We start from the raw sequence: 18,805 nt of genomic DNA on the forward strand, positions 1-18,805 counted from the left end.
GCCGTTATTCACCGTGTTGGGTGGTTGCCAGTTTACTATCAAGGGCAGTATTCGAAACTTTCACTTTGATGCCGGGCTGAACGTGCTGGATCCCGTCGACCACCACTCTGGCGCCAGGGACTAGCCCACTAGATACAAGCCATTGTCCGTCAATCGACCTTTCAGTCTTGATGCCGCTTAATTTCACAGTGTCGTCAGAGTTGAGTTCATATATTGAAGCCATGCCTTGGCTATCACGGGATACTGCTCGCTGCGGCACGAGTACTGCGTTTTCACGAGTACCCTCTTCAAGCTCGGCACGTACAAACATCCCAGGCAGCAGCGTTCCCTTTGGGTTTGGAAAAATAGCGCGTAATGTGACCGAGCCCGTACTTTCGTTGACGCTGACCTCTGAAAATTGGAGTTTTCCTGTATATTCGTACTTGCGACCATTTTCCAATACGAGATGGATATTGGCTCGGTCTTCATCATCTGTTTTGAGAAGGCCGTCAGCAATGTCTTGCTTCAGTTGTAGAAGCGAAATCGATGGTTGAACGATGTCCACATAGATGGGGTCGAGCTGCTGAACGGTCGCAAGCGCAGCTGACTGATTGGCAGTAACAAGCGCTCCTTTAGTGACGGTTGATCGACCGATACGCCCAGAGATCGGGGCAGTAATGTCTGTGTACCCCAAATCGATTCGCGCGCTCTCCAAAGCTGCTTGCGCTTGAAGGAACTGCGATCGCGCATCGTCATATTCCTGTTGGCTGATAGCTCGAGACTTCACCAATGTCTCATAGCGTCTCAACAGCGCTTTGGCAGATTCAAAGCTTGCCTGAGCTCGCAGCATCGCTGCGCGGTATGGAGCGGGATCAATTTTGTACAGCAGTTGACCTTGCTTTACTTCAGCGCCTTCTTGGAACGCTCGATTCATCAGAACGCCACCAACCTGAGGACGGATTTCCGCAACAACGTTGGCGCGTGTCCGACCAGGGAGAGTCGTCGAGAGCTGGACTGGTCTTGCTTGGATGGTTATCGCATTGACCTCCGGCTCTGGTTGTCTAGCCGCTACGCTTTCGCCCTCACGACAAGCGGAGAGCATTACGCACGCTGCGATGCCGGTAATGCCGATGACCAGCGGTTTGTCGAATCTCATTTTATGTATCACCAGTCTAGGTGGCTTGACCCACCTATAATTTGTCCCTACACCCCGCTGCCTTTGATGGCAGCTTCGAGCGCACTCATAGGAGGAGAGCGGTTTTCAAAAAATCTAGGTCGCCCGACCCACCTATTTTTAGTGTACACTGATCTGGTTGGTAGGAGGCAAGCTCAGAATCCGCTTGCAGGTCAATGACTGTTGGAGAGCTCAATGGTTGGTAAGAAATCCGGCGATTCCGCAGTGGCGTTGCGCCGTAAAGAGCAGGTGCTGGCCGCGGCGGCAGAGTGCGTGCGCCGAGAGGGTTTTCATCGGACGAGCATGTCCCAAATTTCAGCTGCGGCGGGCATGAGCTCTGGTCACATCCATCATTTTTTTGGAGGGAAGGAGGGCATTATCGAGGGGGTCGTTGCCCGAGAGCATAGTGAGCTCGGTGATTTCGTCGATGAGGTGCGTGTAGCAAGTGATGGGAATGACCCGATCACGGCCCTGGTCAACCTTGTGCCGAAGTGCGCTGAGCGCTACTTGGATAGTAGCAATGCAGCACTGGCGATTGAGATCCTCGCAGAATCTACTCGCAACCCCAAGGTTGCGTCGCTCCTCAAAGAGAACGATGTGAGCGTGAGTGCGTCTTTCAATGAACTATTTGGTGGTAGTTCCGCCGAGGTAAAATCTAGCTGCGAAATCGTTGCCGCACTTTTCGAGGGGCTATCAGCCCGAGCGCTTCGAAATCCTGAGTCGAAGAAGCGGATCGACATGTCCATGCTGCAGCGAGCGGTTGAGCAAATCATGAGGGTTAGCTGAATTTGCGGCATGCCGTGACTTGATTGCGGTTTAGGGAGGGGTGCGGCTCGGCTCACTCCGCCGTTCCTTGGTACCACACCCCTTCGGTTCAATCAGTGCTGGTGCGCTTCTCCAACGAACGTGAGGGTAGCAGACAGGCTCGTTTGTGAGACCTGATTTTCGCCCTCATTCGGTAGTTTGGCTTGTGCTGCTATCACATTAAGGCCGGCATTGCGAACAGTGACAGTCGCTCGGCCTCTTGCATCCGTTTTTACTGGTGTAGCATCTGGCATGCCTCGATAGTCATCAAACAGTGCTAAGTCTGCAATTGGCTTTCCATCAATGGTTACTTCCACGGGAAGGCTATGTCCTACGCCCACCTCGGTTGGGTCTCGCAAGGGGCGAATGACCATCCTCAGACGCAGGTTGGCAGGGATATCGGCATCCGGCTGCAAAATTGCCAAGCTGTATTTGAAGCTGTGCGAGGTGCTGATCGCACCTGGAACCTCTGCCCTAGAGGCGTCAACGGACTTACCGTCTTTTGTTTGACTCCAGACGCCGTTGTCCAACGTGACTGTTAAAACCGCGGGCTTACTGAGGGGGGACAAGCGCGCGTGATCGCTTTCGCGCTGTACAGTAACGGGGATAGTTTTGCCCTTCAGATCATACGCCCAGACTTCTTTGATTTTTTCCGCCGCGTACGGGTCATCTTCAGCACCATGGCCGTAAATCACTTCTAGCTGGCCGTAGCGTTTTTCAGTCCAGATGCCGTGGGCTTCGACTGCCTGGATGCTGAGCAAACTGATGGCGGTTGCGAGGGATAGGGGGAGTCTCATGGAGCTACCTTGTCGTGGTTGGGGAAGGCGTTCTACCTATGAGCGACATCACGCCCCTAAGAAATCAGCCGCTTAGCTTGAAGCATGGATTCGATGGTGCTGCACACTGCAATGCTGTATGGTTAAAGATACACTATAACATAACATTTGGATGTCATTATGTATCGTTCCAGACGCCCCGCTTGGGCTTGGGCTTTTACCGGTGCCGCGTTGAGCACAGGTTTAGGCGTTTCCGAACCGATTTCGGCTGAAGAATTGGAAGCTGCAAGCGGGATCACAGAGCTCGAGGCGATCCAGGTTACTGGTGAGGGAGGAAACAGAAAGCCCATCGAGCCACTATCGCGCGGGAAGGTGAGCAATGCTGTTGAGAGTCTGCCTGCGGGTGTGACTTCAATCACGCAGGAGGACATACAAACGCTTAACGTTGACCGAGATATTTCCAATATTTACCGGCGTGTACCCGGAGTAGTGGCCAACAACATCGATCAGGGCGATACCGGTAATGGATTTCGCATGCGAGGCTTTGCTACCAATGGTACGCACGGTGCCGACGTCGCCGTTTACGTTGATGGTATACCTCAGAACATTCCGTCCAGCCAAGGCGGAGCAGGTCATGGCCCCGTATTTCTGGAATGGTTGACTCCCCAAATGATCAGGAGCGCTAATGTCATTAAAGGGCCGGTGTCTGCTCTGTATGGTGATCAGAATCGGGCTGGAGCGGTGGAAATCGAGACACTGGATGGTGGCAGCGTGGCTTCCAGTATCGGTTTGGACGTTGCCAGTTTCGATGGGCGTCGTACTAACCTGGTGTTGGGCGGTGAATATGAGGGCTTAGAATCGCTGTTCATCGTCGACATTTACAAAACTAACGGATACCGCAAGGCCGCTGAAACCAATCGAGACAATTACTTCTGGAAGTTGAGTAAGGTTATCGACGACGTTAAATATTCTGCGCGCTTCAGTCATTACGAATCGGACTTCAAAAATGACGGTTATCTCAACTTGCCCGCGCTTCGAGCAGGTACGATTGGTCGCCGAGATACCGATAATCTGTACGGCTTCGGCAACGCTAATAGGAACACCTACGTATTCAATCGTGCTCCGGCTTATGACGAAGCGGGCCTGTACTACACAGCGTATTACGAGGATTTTAGACGGGTTCGAGCAATTTCTAATGGCACCAATACTCATAATTACGGAAAAGATGATCGCGATATATATGGGGGTCGACTAGCCTATAACTTCGTTGCGAATGAATCGGCATCATTGATGGTAGGAGCCGATGTCCGGCGCGACAAAGGAATTGCGTTTCGCCAGCAGTATAGAAACTTTGAGCCTACACCAAATTTCTATTACGACTTCGATATGGATCTCATCACATATGGGGTGTTTGCACAAGGTCAATACAAGCCGACCGATTCAGTTAAGTTGATGGCAGGGGTTCGGTATGATCGGTTCGACTATGATATCGAAAATCTGAAATTCCGTGATGCTGACACGGGTTATAATAGTTCTGTTACGACACCTAAGTTTGGCTTGGCTTGGACACCCATTCGAGAACTGGAAATCTTTACGAATGTAGCTCAAGGGTTCCGCTCACCTGCGGCTGAGTATATTAGCTCTGGCAGCAGCAGTGCCTTAGCGCCTAGTGAAACTGGAGGCCAAGTCAATAGCAGTGTTCGGCCAAGCAAGGTAAAGTCCTACGATATTGGATTCACAGTACGTCCTTCTGACCGTTTATCGAGCACCACAGAGTTCTACTACATCGAGAACGACAATGAAACTGTTCAGACCTCAGCAGGTGTTTACGAGCAGGTCGGCAGTACTACCCGCAGGGGGGCAGAAACTAGCTTCAATTACCAAGCAACATCGACAGTCAGTGCGTATGCCAGTTACGGGCGCATAATTGACGCGAAGATTAATAATCCTTCGCCGGGTACCGGTGCACTCCTTTCAGTCCCAGAGCACACCTACAAGGCAGGGGTTCAGTACCGCAATAGATTCATGGCGGGTCAAGTCACTCTTAACGCTGACGTTTATCACCTGGATGGCATTCCCTACTACATAGGGACTGAAAAAAATGAGATGCCGCCTTATACCCGTTACGATCTAAGGGCCAGCTACGACTATAGCGATTACCAGTTTAGCGTATATGGTACCTTCCAACCGTATCGCTACGGGACTGAAGTTGCCTATGGTACGAGCGGTGGACTTGTGATTGTACCGCAGCCCTCTACAACGCTTGGTGCTTCGATCAGGTACTTTTTCTGATTTCTCCAGGATCAAAGGTGGTGTCGGGAGCGCAGGGTTGAGTATCGCCTCTGCCCATAGCGACGGTGGAATTCATCATTTGGGGGCTGCAAATTCGTGATGGGAGTAGAATAGGCGGCGTCTCAGTCGGGAGAGCTCTGGGCTGTACATCCCTAACGTAACAACATGTTTTGTCTAATGGCTTAGAACGCTTCGTTAGCTATTTAGCTGTCTAAACTTGAAAAGGGGGCTTCCAGTTGGATGTCCCTGCAAGGCAGGACTAAAAGGTGCGCGCGTCAGTTATGCCGAACCGGGCGTTGCCTGCAGAGCGAGAGAAAAAGTATTCAGCACGGTTATCACGATGCTTACGCTTTAGGAGGTTATGGATGACAATTTTTACTCTGAATTACCGCCTGAATGATGAACCTAAGGGCTATCAGGTGGTTCTCGAAGAAAAATTTCTTAGTGATCACGAGGCAGCAATTCATCTAATTGAGTTGCATTATGGTGATAGCGAAAGCTGGATAGTGATGCCTGATGCATCGCCAGAAGATATTCTCGCCCAGGCGGAGCTGCTTGGGCTGTGGGAGATCAATATTACTCTTGAGGCATGAAACTCTCCCTCTCTCGATGAGAGTGCGGGAAATTTCCCTGAGGAATTAGAGTTCAGTCGTGTGATCAGTACTCTCCATCAAGATTTAAAGTGGCTTAGGACGAATTGACTAACGCTGATTTATTAGGAGGTCAGTAGGCGTGTGTGAAGGCGCAGCTCAGTGGCTGAACTGCGCTTTTTTGTAAAGCGGAAAACTACAATCAAACGTCGCAGGTATTTAATGGAAGTCGGGACGCGATGCGGTTATGTACCTCTTCAACAATGTGATCAGACGAAAGCTCATCCGGCGAACTAGCTTCTTTTCGTAACCATTCAATTGCGGACTTTAAGTCCATCACGCCAAGGTCGTTGCCGTCTCTGGTGCGCACTGCGATGGTTCCTTGCTCCTGCTCCTTGGTGCCTGCGACAAGGAGGAATGGAATCCGTTGAAGTGTCTTCTCTCGGATTTTGTAGCCGATTTTCTCATTGCGGGTGTCAGTTTCAACCCGCAGGCCCTTGCAGCGCAGCAGTGTGGCGACATCTCGAACATAGTCGGCATGCTGTTGCGAAATAGAGCAAACGACCACTTGGATGGGTGAAAGCCAAGTTGGAAGCTTGCCAGAGTGATGCTCTAGCATGATGCCCGTGAAACGCTCCAGAGAGCCGAAGAGGGCGCGGTGCAGCATGACTGGTCGCTTGCGAAGGCCATCTTCGTCGACGTACTCGATACCGAATCGTTCAGGAAGGTTCATGTCGACCTGAAGTGTGCCGCACTGCCAGTCGCGGCCAATAGCGTCGCGCAGCACGAACTCAAGCTTGGGCCCGTAGAACGCCCCCTCACCTGGATTGACTTGGTACTCGAGGTTCATTTCTTCGAGGGAGTGGATAAGCGCTCCTTCGAGTTGATCCCAGGTTGCGTCACTGCCGATTCGGTTGGCGGGTCGAGTGGACAGCTTGATGCGCACGTCCTCGAAGCCAAACTGGCGATAGATGTCCAGTACTAGACCCACGACGGATCGGCATTCTTCGTTCATTTGTTCGGGGGTGCAGAAAATGTGCGCGTCGTCTTGGGTGAAGTGACGCACCCGAAGCAACCCATGGAGAGAGCCTGAGGGCTCATACCGATGGACTTTACCGAATTCGCCCATGCGAATCGGCAAGTCGCGATAGCTCTTGAGGCCGTGTCGATAGAGGAGGGTGCCGCCGGGGCAATTCATCGGCTTGAGAGCTAGGGCGCGACCATCCTCGGTTTCGGTCGTGAACATGTGATCACGATAGTTATGCCAGTGTCCGGACGTTTCCCACAGGCCGCGATCCATGACGTCTGGCGTGTTCACTTCGACATAGCCCGCGTCATTCTGTCTGCGTCGCATGTAGGCGATGAGAGACTGAAACACCGTCCATCCCCGCGGGTGCCAGAAAACTGATCCTGGTGCGTCATCCTCGAAATGAAAAAGGTCGAGTTCTCTTCCGATCTTGCGATGGTCACGCTTCTCGGCTTCCTCAAGTCGAACGAGGTGGGCTGACAGCTGCTTTGCATCGGCCCAAGCCGTTCCGTAGATGCGCTGTAGCTGTTCGTTTTTTGCATCACCGCGCCAGTACGCGCCCGCTAGCTTGGTCAGCTTAAATGCCTTCAAGAAGCGAGTATTGGGTACGTGAGGGCCGCGGCACATGTCCACGTATTCTTCGTGGAAGTAGAGCCCCATCTCCTGGGTATCTGGCATGTCCTCGATCAGACGAAGTTTGTAATCTTCGTCTCGTGCCTTGAAGATCTGGATGGCCTCATCGCGCGGCGTCATGCGCTTGACGACATCGTACTCTTTGGCGATCAGCTCGCGCATGCGAGCTTCGATGGCTTCGAGGTCTGCCGGGGTGAATGGCCTTTCAAACGCTACATCGTAGTAAAAGCCCTCATTGATCACCGGGCCAATGACCATTTTGGCAGTCGGGTAGAGCTGTTTGAGTGCATGGCCAACCAGGTGGGCGCATGAGTGACGGATGATGTCTAAGCCTTCATCATCTTTAGGGGTGATTACCTGCAATTTAGCATCGCGGTCAATCATCTCGCATGCGTCCACCAAGCGACCATTAACCCTTCCTGCCACCGTGCTACGTGCCAAACCGGCGCCGATGGATGCTGCTACGTCGTGGACAGTGACGGGGTTATCGTAGGTACGAATTGATCCATCTGGCAGCGTGATGGAAACAGGGGAGGGGTGTGCGTTATCTGGCATCGTTACAGGCTTCTCGGTCTTAAAATACTGTGGGCCGTCCGCTAGCGGACGCCCTGGTCATAAATTGGGTGGACTGCAAGTTCTAGCTGCGAGCACAGCTACTCGCGCAGGGCATCAGCTACACAAACCTTCCAGCTCGGTCTGGATCATGGTGGGCTTCGGCTTCAGCCGTTCGTACAGCTTGGGATCAGCCCACTGGGCAGTAATCTCGGGAGAGAACTCAATGAGGTCGAGGTCAATCAAGCCCATACGGGGGTTCACAACATCCTCGCGGAAGCACTGCGCATACCCCGTTTCGGTTTCGTGCACGATTACAGAGTGGAGCTGAACACCGGATTCACCGTTCTTCATTTGGGTGTTTTCCAAGGCGGCTTCCACCAGGCGGAAGATTAATCTGGAGAACTGCTCAGCACTCGGTGACACGGGGATGAGTACCCAGCGCTCTGAATGCCTCCGAATTGAGGCAATGTAATCAGGATCATCCTGCGACCAGATCGCGACGGCGTGATCGAAAGCGTCGATCAAGTCCCGAACGTCACCTTTGAGTAGCCCGAAGTCATACACCATCTGGCCGTGATCAAGGGCATCGGCGCGCAAGAGCAGCTCGACTTTGTACGAGTGCCCATGAATCGAGTGAGAGCAACGACGGGTGCTACAGCCTCGAACTATGTGGGCGTTTTCGAATTTGAACAGTTTCCGAATCAGCATGGGCCACCTTTATCCTTGTTGCCTTTCGACGGTACGGGGTCAAATCCACCGGGATGCAGTGGGTGGCAACGCAAGAGCCGGCGCAGCGTCAACCAGCTGCCCATCAGGGCGCCATGAGTCCGCAGTGCTTCGATTGAGTACTGCGAGCAAGAAGGGTGAAATCTGCATCGATTGCCTATGACGGGGCTGATGAACAGTTGGTAGCCGCGTACCAACGCAATCAGAATAGAGTTCGGCCACCGCCTCATATCACGCTCCTTGCTGTCGGGCGCAGCGTGGAGCCTTCTGGACTGTCTTCGATGCTAAAGCCAGCTTCTAGCAACTCGTCACGCAGAGCGTCGGCTCTGGAGAAGTCGCGCGCAATACGTGCTTGGTTTCTTGCTTCCAGCAATGACTCAAGATGCTGTCGATGACTGAGCGGTTGCTCAACAGGCTGTACTGGAGGCCTAAGCGCAGCCAGCGCGACATGTGGCTCTTGCTGCAGGAGGCCGAGCAGTCCGGCGGACTTGATCAGCCTTGCTTTAGCAAGCATTCGCATTTCATCTGTCACCGCCTGATCGAGCTCCGATCTGAGCACATGCAGCCGAGCAAGTGCTTCGGTCACCCCTAGGTCATTCTTAAGTGATTCCAGCACCAGTTCATCCGGTGCCACGTCGACAGGGACAGCCAAAGAGCTGACTTTCGACAGCGATGAGTAAAATCGGAATAGCGTCTGTACGGCAGCGTGCAAGCGCTGTGTGTTCCAGTCCATTGGGCGTCGGTAGTGGGTACAGAGCAGCGCGAATCGAATAGCTTCACCAGGTGCCTGAGCGAGAAGGTCTCGGACTAGCAAAACGTTGCCGAGTGATTTGGACATCTTCTGCGCATCCACGGTAACGAAGCTATTGTGTACCCACGTGCGGCAGTAGAGAGTGCCATTGGCGCAAGTACCCTGAGCGATCTCATTTTCGTGGTGAGGGAAAATAAGGTCTTGGCCTCCGCCATGAATGTCGATGGTGTGCCCCAGGTGTCGCCCAATCATCGCAGAGCACTCAACATGCCATCCTGGCCGACCTCGTCCCCAAGGGCTGCTCCAGCCGGGCATTTTAGGAGTCGAAGGTTTCCATAGAACGAAGTCCAGCGGGCTGCGCTTATAGGGGGCAACTTCAACTCGCGCTCCAGCCATCATGTCCTGGGGCAGGCGTCCTGACAGTTGACCGTAGGCAGGGTAGGAAGGGACGTGGAACAGCACATGCTCTTGTTCGACGTAGGCGTGGCCCCGGTCGACCAATCGTTTGATCAGCGCGATGATCTCTGGGATGTGATCCGTAACGCGTGGTTCCAGATCGGGCGAGGCGATCCCAAGGGCTGCCATGTCTTCATGGTAGGCATCGATGAAGCGGCGGGTGATGTCCCCGATTGGAGAGCCTGACGCAATTGCTGCCGCGTTGATCTTGTCGTCCACGTCCGTGAAGTTTCGCGCGTAAACGACTTCCTTAAATTCATGGCGCAGAACTCTGGCAAGGATGTCGAAGACAACGGCTGGTCTAGCATTCCCGATGTGGGCGTAGTTGTAGACGGTAGGGCCGCAGACATACATGGTCACCCGATCAGGCCGCTCAGTGCGCAGTGCCTCTTTCTCTCGAGTGAGCGTGTTGTGAAGTTTGATGGACGACGTCATACGCTGATGCCTTCGATATGTCCCGCCTTGTTTTTGAAGGCCCTGAAGGTCGCCTCGATCATTTCTCGTGTGACGTCTTGAGTGATGAAAACCAAACGGGAACGCCGGTCGTCAGTCGGCCAGGCGGGTAGTGGAGCGGACGGATGGAAGATGTGCTGAACACCGTGCAGGGCGATCGGCGTGTCGCGCCCTTCAATGTTGAGGATGCCCTTAACCCGGAGAATGTTGCTTCCCAGTAACGTCATCAACACCTCTAGCCAGCACTCCAGAGCAAGCTCACTGATTGGGCTGTCGATGGTGAAGCAGAACGCACGAATCCGGTCGCCATGACGGTTTACGTCCTGTTGCGGTGCTCGCAAGCCTGCAGAGAACAACCCTTGACTCGTACTCTTTTCAGGTTGAGGCGTGATCTGGAATTTAGGGGTAGAGGTGGCCTCGTATGCATGCTCGTTTAACCAGCCTTCAACATCGGGTGACTTACCCTCGTGAGTGAAGAGGCCAAGGCCCAGAATCTTGCTTGCCTCCAGATGGCCGTTCTTGATTTCCCAGCGAGGTGCTGCAGGGTTGATGTCTGACAGGCGCTGGAGAAGCTCTGCCCTATGCTCGGGGCTCACCAGGTCACCTTTGGTCAACAGCAGTACATCTGCCATAGCAGCTTGTTTGATCGCCTCCTGATGGTGATCAAGCGTAGCCATGCCGCTGGCTAGGTCTACTGTCGCTACCACACCATCCAGTCGATATTTGGGGGCGATCTGTGCATGCGTCATCAGGGTGTGAATGATCGGGGCAGGATCTGCTAGGCCGGTGGTTTCAATCAATACGCGGTCAAACTGGCGGTTCCCCTCCCGAGAGAAACGCCACGTGATGTCCCGCAATGTCTGGACGAGGTCTCCACGAATTGTGCAGCAGACGCAGCCGCTGCCCAATTCCATGACGATGTTCTCGTTACTGTGGGTGACGAGAAGATGGTCGAGTGCCATCGCCCCAAATTCATTGATGATGATCAGCGTGTTGGCAAATTCCGGCTGTCTCACCAACTGGTTTAACAATGTCGTTTTGCCGCTGCCGAGGAAGCCAGTCAGCAGTGTGACGGGGATCAGCGAGCTGCGTGCTTCACTGCTCATGGTGCGAACCCTGGTCAAAAGGTGAAGACCAGGCAGCTGCATCATGAGGATGCAGGCTCTCCAGGTGCCGCACATGAACTTTAGGATTCTGGTGTTCGGTGAGTGCTGCGCGAATCCGGCGAGCGGCATCCTCGACGAACATCAGGTTCTGGCCATTAAGTGCTGCGAATGCTTGCTCATCAGCCCGTTTGACTGCGGTTTGGACTGGAGTACCTAGAGAATTCTCAACAGCTTCAATCAAAGATAGCAACCCTAGGCTGGTGGAAGTGCGTTCAACCGAAACGCATACGCGTGCCTCGCTGCGCTGGCTGTGCGGCGTTGCAACTGACGCGTTCGCTCGCAACCATTTCGCGACGGTTGCCGGGTCAACGAGTGGCTGGTTTGAGAATGAGTTGAGGAAACTCGCCTCAATCAGCTGGCGAGACAGCGCCGCGGAGCAAGGGCATGTAGACGAGTAGCCAACAGTGCACTCAACGCTCAGCGCAAATTTATCTCCCACCAGCGATGCGTTCATTTGAACACGGTATGACTTCCACCCCGATAAACCTTCCGTCACGAGCGCTGGGCGGCGGATGAGAAGATCAAAATCGAGCCGAAGCCGTGCACTTCGGCTATCACAGTCGTGGTGGCTGTCGATCATGCTGCTCAGCAATGTATGCACATGCTCCGGCGAGATGTGCGCCTCTTGTCCCCAGCTGTCCAGCAATCGATAGAGGCGAGACATATGGATGCCTTTCACCTGGGGCGCAGGCAAGTCGACTTGCACGTCTGCTCTGGCGTGAAGCTCGCGATGATAGCCTGGCTCGTCAATCGTGACTGGGAGGTCGATTCCTTGCATACCAACCCACTCCAGGGGGCCAAGTGTCGGAGCAATGTCGGTGACGGAAACGTCGGGAAGTGCTGCACTCATGTTCTTTATCCGCAGGTTACTGGCCCTCCCAATCACGGGAGGGCTCTTACAATTTAATTCCAGCCAGGAAGCGGGTTTTTAAGCTTCATCCAGCCCTTCGGGCCTAGAGCCATCTCATCATCTGTGAGGAGGCATGCATCAAAGCTGGCTCGCAGCGCTGGCTCATTCATGTCCATGCCGATGAGTACGAGCTCTTGTCGTGCGTCGCCCACGTCCTTTTCCCATTTAGCGCGAATGTCCTCGACGGACTCGGGATCCGTCGGCCAACGGTCTTGCGGGATGGCTGCCCACCAATAGCCCGCTGGGCCATGTCTGGCCACTGCGCCTGCTTGCGACCAGTTACCGGCCATAGCTGGCTCGCTGGCGAGCCAGAAGTAGCCTTTGGAGCGCACGACGCCTGGCCATTCACTTTCAACCAGCTCATGGAAACGCTCGGGATGGAAGGGGCGTCGGGCGCGGTATACGAAACTGCGGATCCCATACTCTTCCGTCTCTGGCGTATGAGTACCACGCATTTCCTGCAGCCAGCCGGGGGCTCGCGAGGCCTCGTCGAAATCGAACAAGCCTGTATTCAGCACACGATCCAGTGGGACTTTGCCGAACTCGGAGATCTCGATCTTCGCTCGGGGATTCAGGCTGTTGAGGATGGCGATCAATTGTCGCCGCTCATCCTCACTGACCAGATCAATTTTATTGAGGACGATCACGTCGCAGAACTCGATCTGCTCAATCAGCAGATCGACTACCGTGCGAACATCTTCCTCTCCCAGCGATTCGCCTCGCGCCTGCAAGCTATCGCGTGAGCTGTAGTCTCTGAGGAAGTTGAAGGAATCCACGACGGTGACCATGGTATCGAGGCGAGCTACCTCGCCGAGGCTGCGCCCATCTTCGCCCTCAAAGGTGAAGGTCTCCGCCACTGGCAGTGGCTCAGAAATGCCGGTGGACTCAATGACCAACTGATCGAATCGCCCCTCCTTGGCAAGGCGATCCACCTCAAGCAGTAGGTCTTCCCGTAGGGTGCAACAGATGCAGCCGTTGCTCATTTCAACCAGTTTTTCATCCGTGCGTGAGAGCTCTGCGCCTCCGTCACGCACGAGGGCAGCATCTATATTCACGTCACTCATGTCATTGACGATTACGGCGACACGTCGGCCTTCGCGATTGTTCAGGATGTGATTGAGTAGCGTGGTTTTTCCTGCTCCTAAGAATCCGGACAATACGGTTACGGGAAGCTTATGGGCTTCACTCGAGTTAGAGGTTGGGACTGTCATCAGGAGCCCTCACGGTAAGATATGGTGTAAGCGTACTACTCGTAGTCGCTAGCCTTTAGAGGTGTGTTCAAGCTTGCAGCAGTCGGCACATTTCCCGTGCAGCTCTATGGTTGAGCTGCCCAGTGCAAACACGTTTTTCTTCACCCAGGTACCCAAATACCTGTCAAGCGAAGGCACGAGAAACTCATCGACCCGACCACATGAGTCGCAGATCGCGAACGCCCTTACGCCGTTGTCGCAGGTAGAGGACGGGTCACATTTCACGTACGCGTTCAGAGACTCCAGGCGATGAACAAGGCCTCTTTTGGCAAGATTTCCAAGCGCCCGGTAGATCTGTATGGGCGCTTTGAAGCCTTCATCCTTCAAGCTCTCAAGGATCTTGTACGCACTAAGTGGCGTACTTGATTGCTGAAGGGTGGCCAGAACCAATTGCTGATTAGTGGTGAGTCGCATGCAGGCCCCGCGTCGAACGTGAAACTTGAGTCATGTCATCCATAATGCTTACGTTATAACGTAACATAATGCTCCACGCCACAAAAAATGTCGCGAGCATGCGCGCGTTCTGGGCGGACAGAGGCTGAGAAATGCCGAGTTCCCGCGTGGTTGGATAAGAAAAATGAAGAAATGGAAGGGTGTATGGACAGACGCAGCTTGCTCAAATTTCTCTTGGCTGGGTTGGCGCTGCCGGCTTCGCTGACTGTGCATGCAGCTCAGGCGGTGAGGCGGGTGAGTGTTAGTCAGTCAGGAGGTGCTACTCGGTTTTTGCTCGATCTGAGCGGCCCGGTGATCGCCAACAGCTTCAGCTTAGAATCTCCGCCGCGCCTAGTGCTTGATCTTCAACAGGCCGTACTAAACGCGCCATTGAGTAACCTAGCGCTTGACGGTACTCCTGTTCGAGCAATTCGGAGCGGGAAGACGCCCGCAGGCGATCTGAGGATTGTTCTGGATCTGGCTAATTCCGGAGTTCGTGGAGAGCTACGACCTGTCTCGGCTGGAAGCCACAGATTGGAGCTGGAGTTGGTTGATCCCTCGTTCAGGGTTGCCGCGGCAGCTGGTGCGACCCAGGCTGCACTAGAGCCGCCGAAGGGTAAGTCCAATCGCGATTTGCTGGTAGTGATCGATGCTGGGCATGGAGGGAAGGATCCGGGCGCGGTGGGCGCCAAGGGTGAACAAGAGAAGATTGTTGCCTTGCAAATCGCGACATTGCTGGCTAAGCGAGTCAATGCACAAAAGGGTTATAAAGCTCGGCTGGTGCGCACCGACGATATCTTCATCCCGTTGCGTAAACGAGCTGAGCTGGCGCAGCGATTGAATGCCGATCTTTTCGTGTCTGTGCATGCGGATGCCGCGCCTAGATTGACCGCATCAGGTGCATCAGTCTTTGCGCTTTCGCAGGGTGGTGCTACCTCCTCCATGGCTCGATGGATGGCTGAGCGAGAAAATGGCGCCGACTCCGTTGGGGGTGGTCTGGCAGTGAAGCTTCGAAAAAACGACCCGATGGTCGCTGGCGTTCTGCTCGATATGTCAATGAATGCGACTATCTCAACCAGCTTGGATCTTGGTCATCAGGTGTTGTCGCGGCTGGGAGATGTGTCGGGCTTACATCAGTCGAAGGTTGAGCAGGCAGGTTTTGCAGTGCTTAAGTCTGCAGCTATTCCATCGATTCTGGTCGAGACCGGCTTCATTTCCAATGCGGGTGATTGTCGAAGACTGCATGACGTGCGGCATCAGCGCAAAGTGGCTGACGCGATATTTGCTGGAGTGGATGGATACTTCCGTCAGCAGCCGCCGCCAGGCAGCCTCATCGCAGCGATGGCTCGTATGGGAATGGCCTAAAGCGGAGAGAGAGCCGTTGTTGAGCGCTGCCAACTCTGACGGCGCTCGTTTGGGCTGCTCTCCGTGGGCCTCAGCCGCGCTTCAAGCGCTCGGCGGCCTCAATGGCGAAATAGGTCAGCACACCGCTGCAGCCAGCTCGTTTGAATGCCATGAGTGACTCCAGCACGACCTTGCCCGGATCAAGCCAGCCGTTATCGATGGCTCCTTTGATCATCGAGTACTCGCCGCTTACCTGGTACGCAAACGTCGGCACAGCGAATGTGGCTTTCACTCGCTGGATAATATCCAGGTAGGGCATGCCAGGCTTGACCATGACCATGTCTGCGCCTTCCTGGAGATCCAGTGCAACTTCGCGTAGCGCCTCGTCGCTGTTGGCGGGATCCATCTGGTATGTACGCTTGTCGCCCTTCAGTGCGCCGGATGAGCCAAGTGCATCTCTAAATGGGCCGTAAAAGCCGGATGCGTACTTGGCTGCATAGGACATCAGTCGCACGTCTGTGAGGCCGGCAGAATCCAAGGCGGCTCTCAATACGCCAATGCGCCCGTCCATCATATCTGACGGAGCAAGCGTATCGATTCCTGCCTGTGCTTGAACCACCGCCTGGCGTGCCAACACCTCAAGGCTTTCATCGTTAGCCACTAAGCCATTACGCAGTACCCCGTCATGACCATGATCGGTATAGGGGTCTAGAGCCACGTCGCCGATAAGGCCAAGCGTAGGGTAGGTCAACTTCAGCAATCGGGCGGCTCGGCATACCAGATTCTCTGGGTTTGTAGCTTCACTGCCTTCGCTATCTTTGCGATCGGGCGAGGTTGCGGGAAAAAGTGCGATGGCTGGAATGCCGAGATCTACTGCCTTCCCCGCATGCTCTATGAGTTCGTCGAGCGTGACGCGTACTTGGCCTGGCATGGAGGCAACGGGATCGTTTTTTCCGGAGCCCTCTTTGATAAAAATTGGCCAGATCAGGTCGTTCGCAGACAGTGTATTTTCGGCTACCAGCCTGCGAGTCCAGTCGTCAGCGCGGTTGCGGCGAAGACGAACTGCAGGGAAGTTTCCTAGGCTTGAAATATGATTCATAGACTTCGCAATTTTTGGGTAACCGGGGGGAGCAGGTTCGACCGTTCTGAGTGGCGAACCTGGGCTCTATCAGGCTTCGATTGACGAGTGGTGACCGGTGATCAGCCACTCTTCATTGATGCGTTCGAAGGTGAAGAGGAATCGTGCGGGTACAATCCTTTGCTCGCCACCGTCACGGTAGACGAAGGTGTAGAGTCCCCCGACTACGACGGTGCCAAGCTTTCTGCTTACGCGTTTTTTGAAGACCTGGATGTCACAGACCAAACCGTCGTTCGCCAAGAAATTCTCGAAGTAATTGCGGCGGCTATCGTTGCAATCGCGCACTTGGTTGGACAAGGTTGGTACCAAGATGGCATCAGGGGCGTAGAGCTCAAGAACCTTGTCGACATCTCGAGTGGCAACGGTTGCAGCCCAACGATAGAGAGCGGCTTTCGCTCCGGCGAGGCACGCCAATTCAGTATCGGCGTAAGGTTCGGTGGTGAGGAGCGCGGCAGGGGCTTCGGTCATGAATGCTTACCTTTAGGGTTTAAAATTGTGAGGGAGGTACTCAGAATATCGAAAAAACGTGATATGTTATAACATAACTAATGAATTATGGGTCACAGATCATGTTCCTCAAGCTCGAGCGGGCGGAGGCGGGAAGCCGTTTTGCCCTCAGCGACGTACTCAGTCAGGTGCCATGGAGCCCACAAGGGCTCATAGCGGCGATCGCCCTGCAGCACGACAGCGGAGAGGTGCTGATGCTCGCCTGGATGAACGAGGAGGCTCTCCAGGAAACTTTGAATACCCACCAGGCCTGTTATTGGTCACGCTCCCGTAATGGTCTCTGGCGCAAAGGCGAGACCTCAGGAAATGTGCAGCACGTTAAGGAGATTCGTTTGGACTGTGATGGCGATGCGCTGCTGCTCCTCGTCGATCAGGTAGGTGCTGCATGCCACACCGGGCGGCGTAGCTGTTTCTACAACGTCATCGAGGGCGACCAGGTCGTGGTGGAGAGTAGCCCTGGAGTGGTCAAATCATGACTCGTATCCTCATCAGAAACGCTCGCCTGGTGAATGAGGGAGAGGTGTTTGATGCTGACGTTCTCATTGCATATGGCCGAATTGAGAAAATTGCAGGCAGCATCGATGGTATTAATGCCTCCGTCGAAATTGATGCTCACGGGCGCTGGCTTGTGCCAGGAATGATCGACGACCAGGTGCACTTTCGTGAGCCCGGCGCTGCGCACAAGGCAACCATGGCGAGTGAGTCCCGAGCCGCTGTTGCTGGTGGTATTACCAGCTTCATGGACATGCCCAATACAAACCCGGCTACTTTGTCCCTCGCCGCGCTTCAAGATAAGAAAGCCCGAGCCGCCGCTTCGTCAGTCGCAAACTTCGGCTTTCACTTTGGCGTCAGCAAGGACAATCTGGACGTGGTCGCCAGTCTTGACCCGCGGCAGGTCGCAGGTGTGAAGGTATTCATGGGCGCGTCGACGGGAGACATGCTCGTTGACGATCCACGTGTGCTCGAGCGGCTGTTTGCCAATGTGCCGACGATCTTGCTCGCGCACTGTGAGCATACACCTTCAATTTTGGCCAACGAGGCTCGTTACCGAGAGCAATTTGGTGATTTCATCACGCCGGCGATGCACCGCGTAATACGGGATGCGGAAGCCTGTTTCCGATCTTCCAGCTTGGCAGTAGAGCTTGCCAATAAGTTTGGCACGCGCCTACATGTCCTGCACTTGACCACGGCTAAGGAGCTGAAATTATTCGAGCCAGGCCCGCTGGCAGGCAAGAAGATTACCGCCGAGGTTTGCGCGCACCATTTGTTGTTCGATGACCACGATTACGCAAGCCTTGGCAATCTGATCAAGTGCAATCCTGCCATTAAGAGCCGAGAGGATCGTGATGCTCTGCGGCAGGCGCTGCTATGTGATCGAATCGATGTAATCGGTACTGACCATGCCCCTCATACGCTGGAGGAGAAGCAGAGGGCTTATGCATCGGCTCCATCTGGGTTGCCCCTGGTTCAGCATGCGTTTCCTGCCCTGTTTGAGCTGGTGGAAGAAGGTGTACTGCCGATTACCCAGCTCGTGCAGAAGACTAGTCATGCGGTTGCAGACTTGTTCGCGATCCAGGAGCGCGGATATTTGCGTGAGGGGTACTGGGCGGATCTCGCTCTCGTTGAGCGTCTAGATGAGCCACGACCGGTTGCCCTTGACCCGATCCTTGCCCATTGTCAGTGGACACCGTTCAAAAATCACCAGCTGCGGCACCGAGTAACGACGACCGTAGTTTCTGGCCAACTGGCCTGGCATGACGGATGCGTGAATGAGAGTTGCCAAGGGCTGCCTTTGGCATTCAGCGCGCAACGCTCCTGACTACCCAAATTATCGTGCGAGAG

General features: G+C 54.4%; 18 protein-coding genes. 6 read left to right on the plus strand and 12 right to left on the minus strand.

Translation table 11 applies throughout. The features are described from left to right. Nucleotides 1–4: 4 nt before the first annotated feature. On the minus strand, nt 5–1,135 hold the full coding sequence (locus IAE33_RS06845; RefSeq protein WP_201162906.1) for an efflux RND transporter periplasmic adaptor subunit: 1,131 nt from the start codon (nt 1,133–1,135) through the stop codon (nt 5–7). A gap of 213 nt (nt 1,136–1,348) precedes the next feature. Between IAE33_RS06845 and IAE33_RS06850 the strand changes: the two genes are divergently transcribed. Beyond that, nucleotides 1,349–1,939, plus strand: a complete 591-nt coding sequence (locus IAE33_RS06850) for a TetR/AcrR family transcriptional regulator (RefSeq protein WP_201162907.1) — start codon at nt 1,349–1,351, stop codon at nt 1,937–1,939. A 92-nt stretch (nt 1,940–2,031) separates the two neighbouring features. Here the strand turns inward: IAE33_RS06850 and IAE33_RS06855 are convergent, their stop codons facing one another. Next, nucleotides 2,032–2,754 carry a DUF4198 domain-containing protein gene (locus IAE33_RS06855; protein WP_201162908.1) on the minus strand — a complete coding sequence of 241 codons (723 nt, stop codon included), beginning with the start codon at nt 2,752–2,754 and terminating at the stop codon, nt 2,032–2,034. 159 nt (nt 2,755–2,913) lie between these two features. Here IAE33_RS06855 and IAE33_RS06860 point away from each other — a divergent pair, with 159 nt between their 5' ends. Both IAE33_RS06860 and IAE33_RS06865 read left to right on the plus strand, forming a co-directional pair. After that, nucleotides 2,914–5,025, plus strand: a complete 2,112-nt coding sequence (locus tag IAE33_RS06860; RefSeq protein WP_201162909.1) for a TonB-dependent receptor — start codon at nt 2,914–2,916, stop codon at nt 5,023–5,025. A gap of 365 nt (nt 5,026–5,390) precedes the next feature. After that, nucleotides 5,391–5,618 carry a hypothetical protein gene (locus tag IAE33_RS06865; RefSeq protein ID WP_201162910.1) on the plus strand — a complete coding sequence of 76 codons (228 nt, stop codon included), beginning with the start codon at nt 5,391–5,393 and terminating at the stop codon, nt 5,616–5,618. A gap of 199 nt (nt 5,619–5,817) precedes the next feature. Here IAE33_RS06865 and thrS read toward each other — a convergent pair whose 3' ends face one another. The 8 genes from thrS to IAE33_RS06905 all read right to left on the minus strand — a co-directional run bounded on the left by thrS (nt 5,818) and on the right by IAE33_RS06905 (nt 13,956). Then, nucleotides 5,818–7,830 carry a threonine--tRNA ligase gene (gene thrS, locus IAE33_RS06870; RefSeq protein WP_201162911.1) on the minus strand — a complete coding sequence of 671 codons (2,013 nt, stop codon included), beginning with the start codon at nt 7,828–7,830 and terminating at the stop codon, nt 5,818–5,820. 114 nt (nt 7,831–7,944) lie between these two features. After that, entirely contained in the window at nt 7,945–8,538 is a 594-nt protein-coding gene (locus IAE33_RS06875) for a 6-pyruvoyl trahydropterin synthase family protein (RefSeq protein ID WP_201162912.1), read from the minus strand. Beyond that, on the minus strand, nt 8,532–8,786 hold the full coding sequence (gene yidD / locus IAE33_RS06880; RefSeq protein WP_201162913.1) for a membrane protein insertion efficiency factor YidD: 255 nt from the start codon (nt 8,784–8,786) through the stop codon (nt 8,532–8,534). The genes IAE33_RS06875 and yidD overlap by 7 nt, the downstream gene beginning before the upstream one ends. Further along, the gene (gene cysS, locus IAE33_RS06885; protein ID WP_201162914.1) at nt 8,783–10,198 is read right to left on the minus strand and encodes a cysteine--tRNA ligase; all 1,416 of its coding nucleotides are present in this window, start codon (nt 10,196–10,198) and stop codon (nt 8,783–8,785) included. Before cysS ends, yidD begins: the two co-directional genes overlap by 4 nt. Beyond that, a complete protein-coding gene (locus IAE33_RS06890) occupies nt 10,195–11,322 on the minus strand; it encodes a CobW family GTP-binding protein (protein WP_201162915.1) in 1,128 nt (375 codons plus the stop codon). The genes cysS and IAE33_RS06890 overlap by 4 nt, the downstream gene beginning before the upstream one ends. Further along, a complete protein-coding gene (gene folE2 / locus IAE33_RS06895; RefSeq protein ID WP_117139642.1) occupies nt 11,312–12,232 on the minus strand; it encodes a GTP cyclohydrolase FolE2 in 921 nt (306 codons plus the stop codon). The genes IAE33_RS06890 and folE2 overlap by 11 nt, the downstream gene beginning before the upstream one ends. 53 nt (nt 12,233–12,285) lie before the next feature. Then, a complete protein-coding gene (gene zigA / locus IAE33_RS06900) occupies nt 12,286–13,503 on the minus strand; it encodes a zinc metallochaperone GTPase ZigA (protein ID WP_117139617.1) in 1,218 nt (405 codons plus the stop codon). A gap of 48 nt (nt 13,504–13,551) precedes the next feature. Next, complete coding sequence (locus IAE33_RS06905) at nt 13,552–13,956, minus strand: Fur family transcriptional regulator (protein WP_117139616.1); 405 nt, start codon at nt 13,954–13,956, stop codon at nt 13,552–13,554. 183 nt (nt 13,957–14,139) lie between these two features. On the opposite strand from IAE33_RS06905, the gene IAE33_RS06910 reads away from it, so the two are divergent. Further along, the gene (locus IAE33_RS06910) at nt 14,140–15,339 is read left to right on the plus strand and encodes an N-acetylmuramoyl-L-alanine amidase (protein ID WP_201162916.1); all 1,200 of its coding nucleotides are present in this window, start codon (nt 14,140–14,142) and stop codon (nt 15,337–15,339) included. A 70-nt stretch (nt 15,340–15,409) separates the two neighbouring features. Here IAE33_RS06910 and hemB read toward each other — a convergent pair whose 3' ends face one another. Continuing rightward, nucleotides 15,410–16,417 carry a porphobilinogen synthase gene (gene hemB / locus IAE33_RS06915; RefSeq protein ID WP_201162917.1) on the minus strand — a complete coding sequence of 336 codons (1,008 nt, stop codon included), beginning with the start codon at nt 16,415–16,417 and terminating at the stop codon, nt 15,410–15,412. 69 nt (nt 16,418–16,486) lie between these two features. Beyond that, nucleotides 16,487–16,924, minus strand: a complete 438-nt coding sequence (locus IAE33_RS06920) for a DUF4440 domain-containing protein (protein ID WP_201162918.1) — start codon at nt 16,922–16,924, stop codon at nt 16,487–16,489. Between the two features lie 80 nt (nt 16,925–17,004). Between IAE33_RS06920 and hisI the strand changes: the two genes are divergently transcribed. Together hisI and IAE33_RS06930 are read left to right on the plus strand one after the other, a co-directional pair. Beyond that, entirely contained in the window at nt 17,005–17,439 is a 435-nt protein-coding gene (gene hisI, locus IAE33_RS06925) for a phosphoribosyl-AMP cyclohydrolase (protein WP_442967350.1), read from the plus strand. After that, nucleotides 17,436–18,782 (plus strand): dihydroorotase, encoded by a 1,347-nt coding sequence (locus tag IAE33_RS06930; protein WP_201162920.1) that lies wholly within the window; start codon nt 17,436–17,438, stop codon nt 18,780–18,782. The genes hisI and IAE33_RS06930 overlap by 4 nt, the downstream gene beginning before the upstream one ends. Nucleotides 18,783–18,805 lie beyond the last annotated feature (23 nt).

The sequence above is a fragment of the Pseudomonas sp. S60 genome (genome assembly GCF_016647865.1).
In the GTDB taxonomy this organism is placed as follows: domain Bacteria; phylum Pseudomonadota; class Gammaproteobacteria; order Pseudomonadales; family Pseudomonadaceae; genus Aquipseudomonas; species Aquipseudomonas parafulva.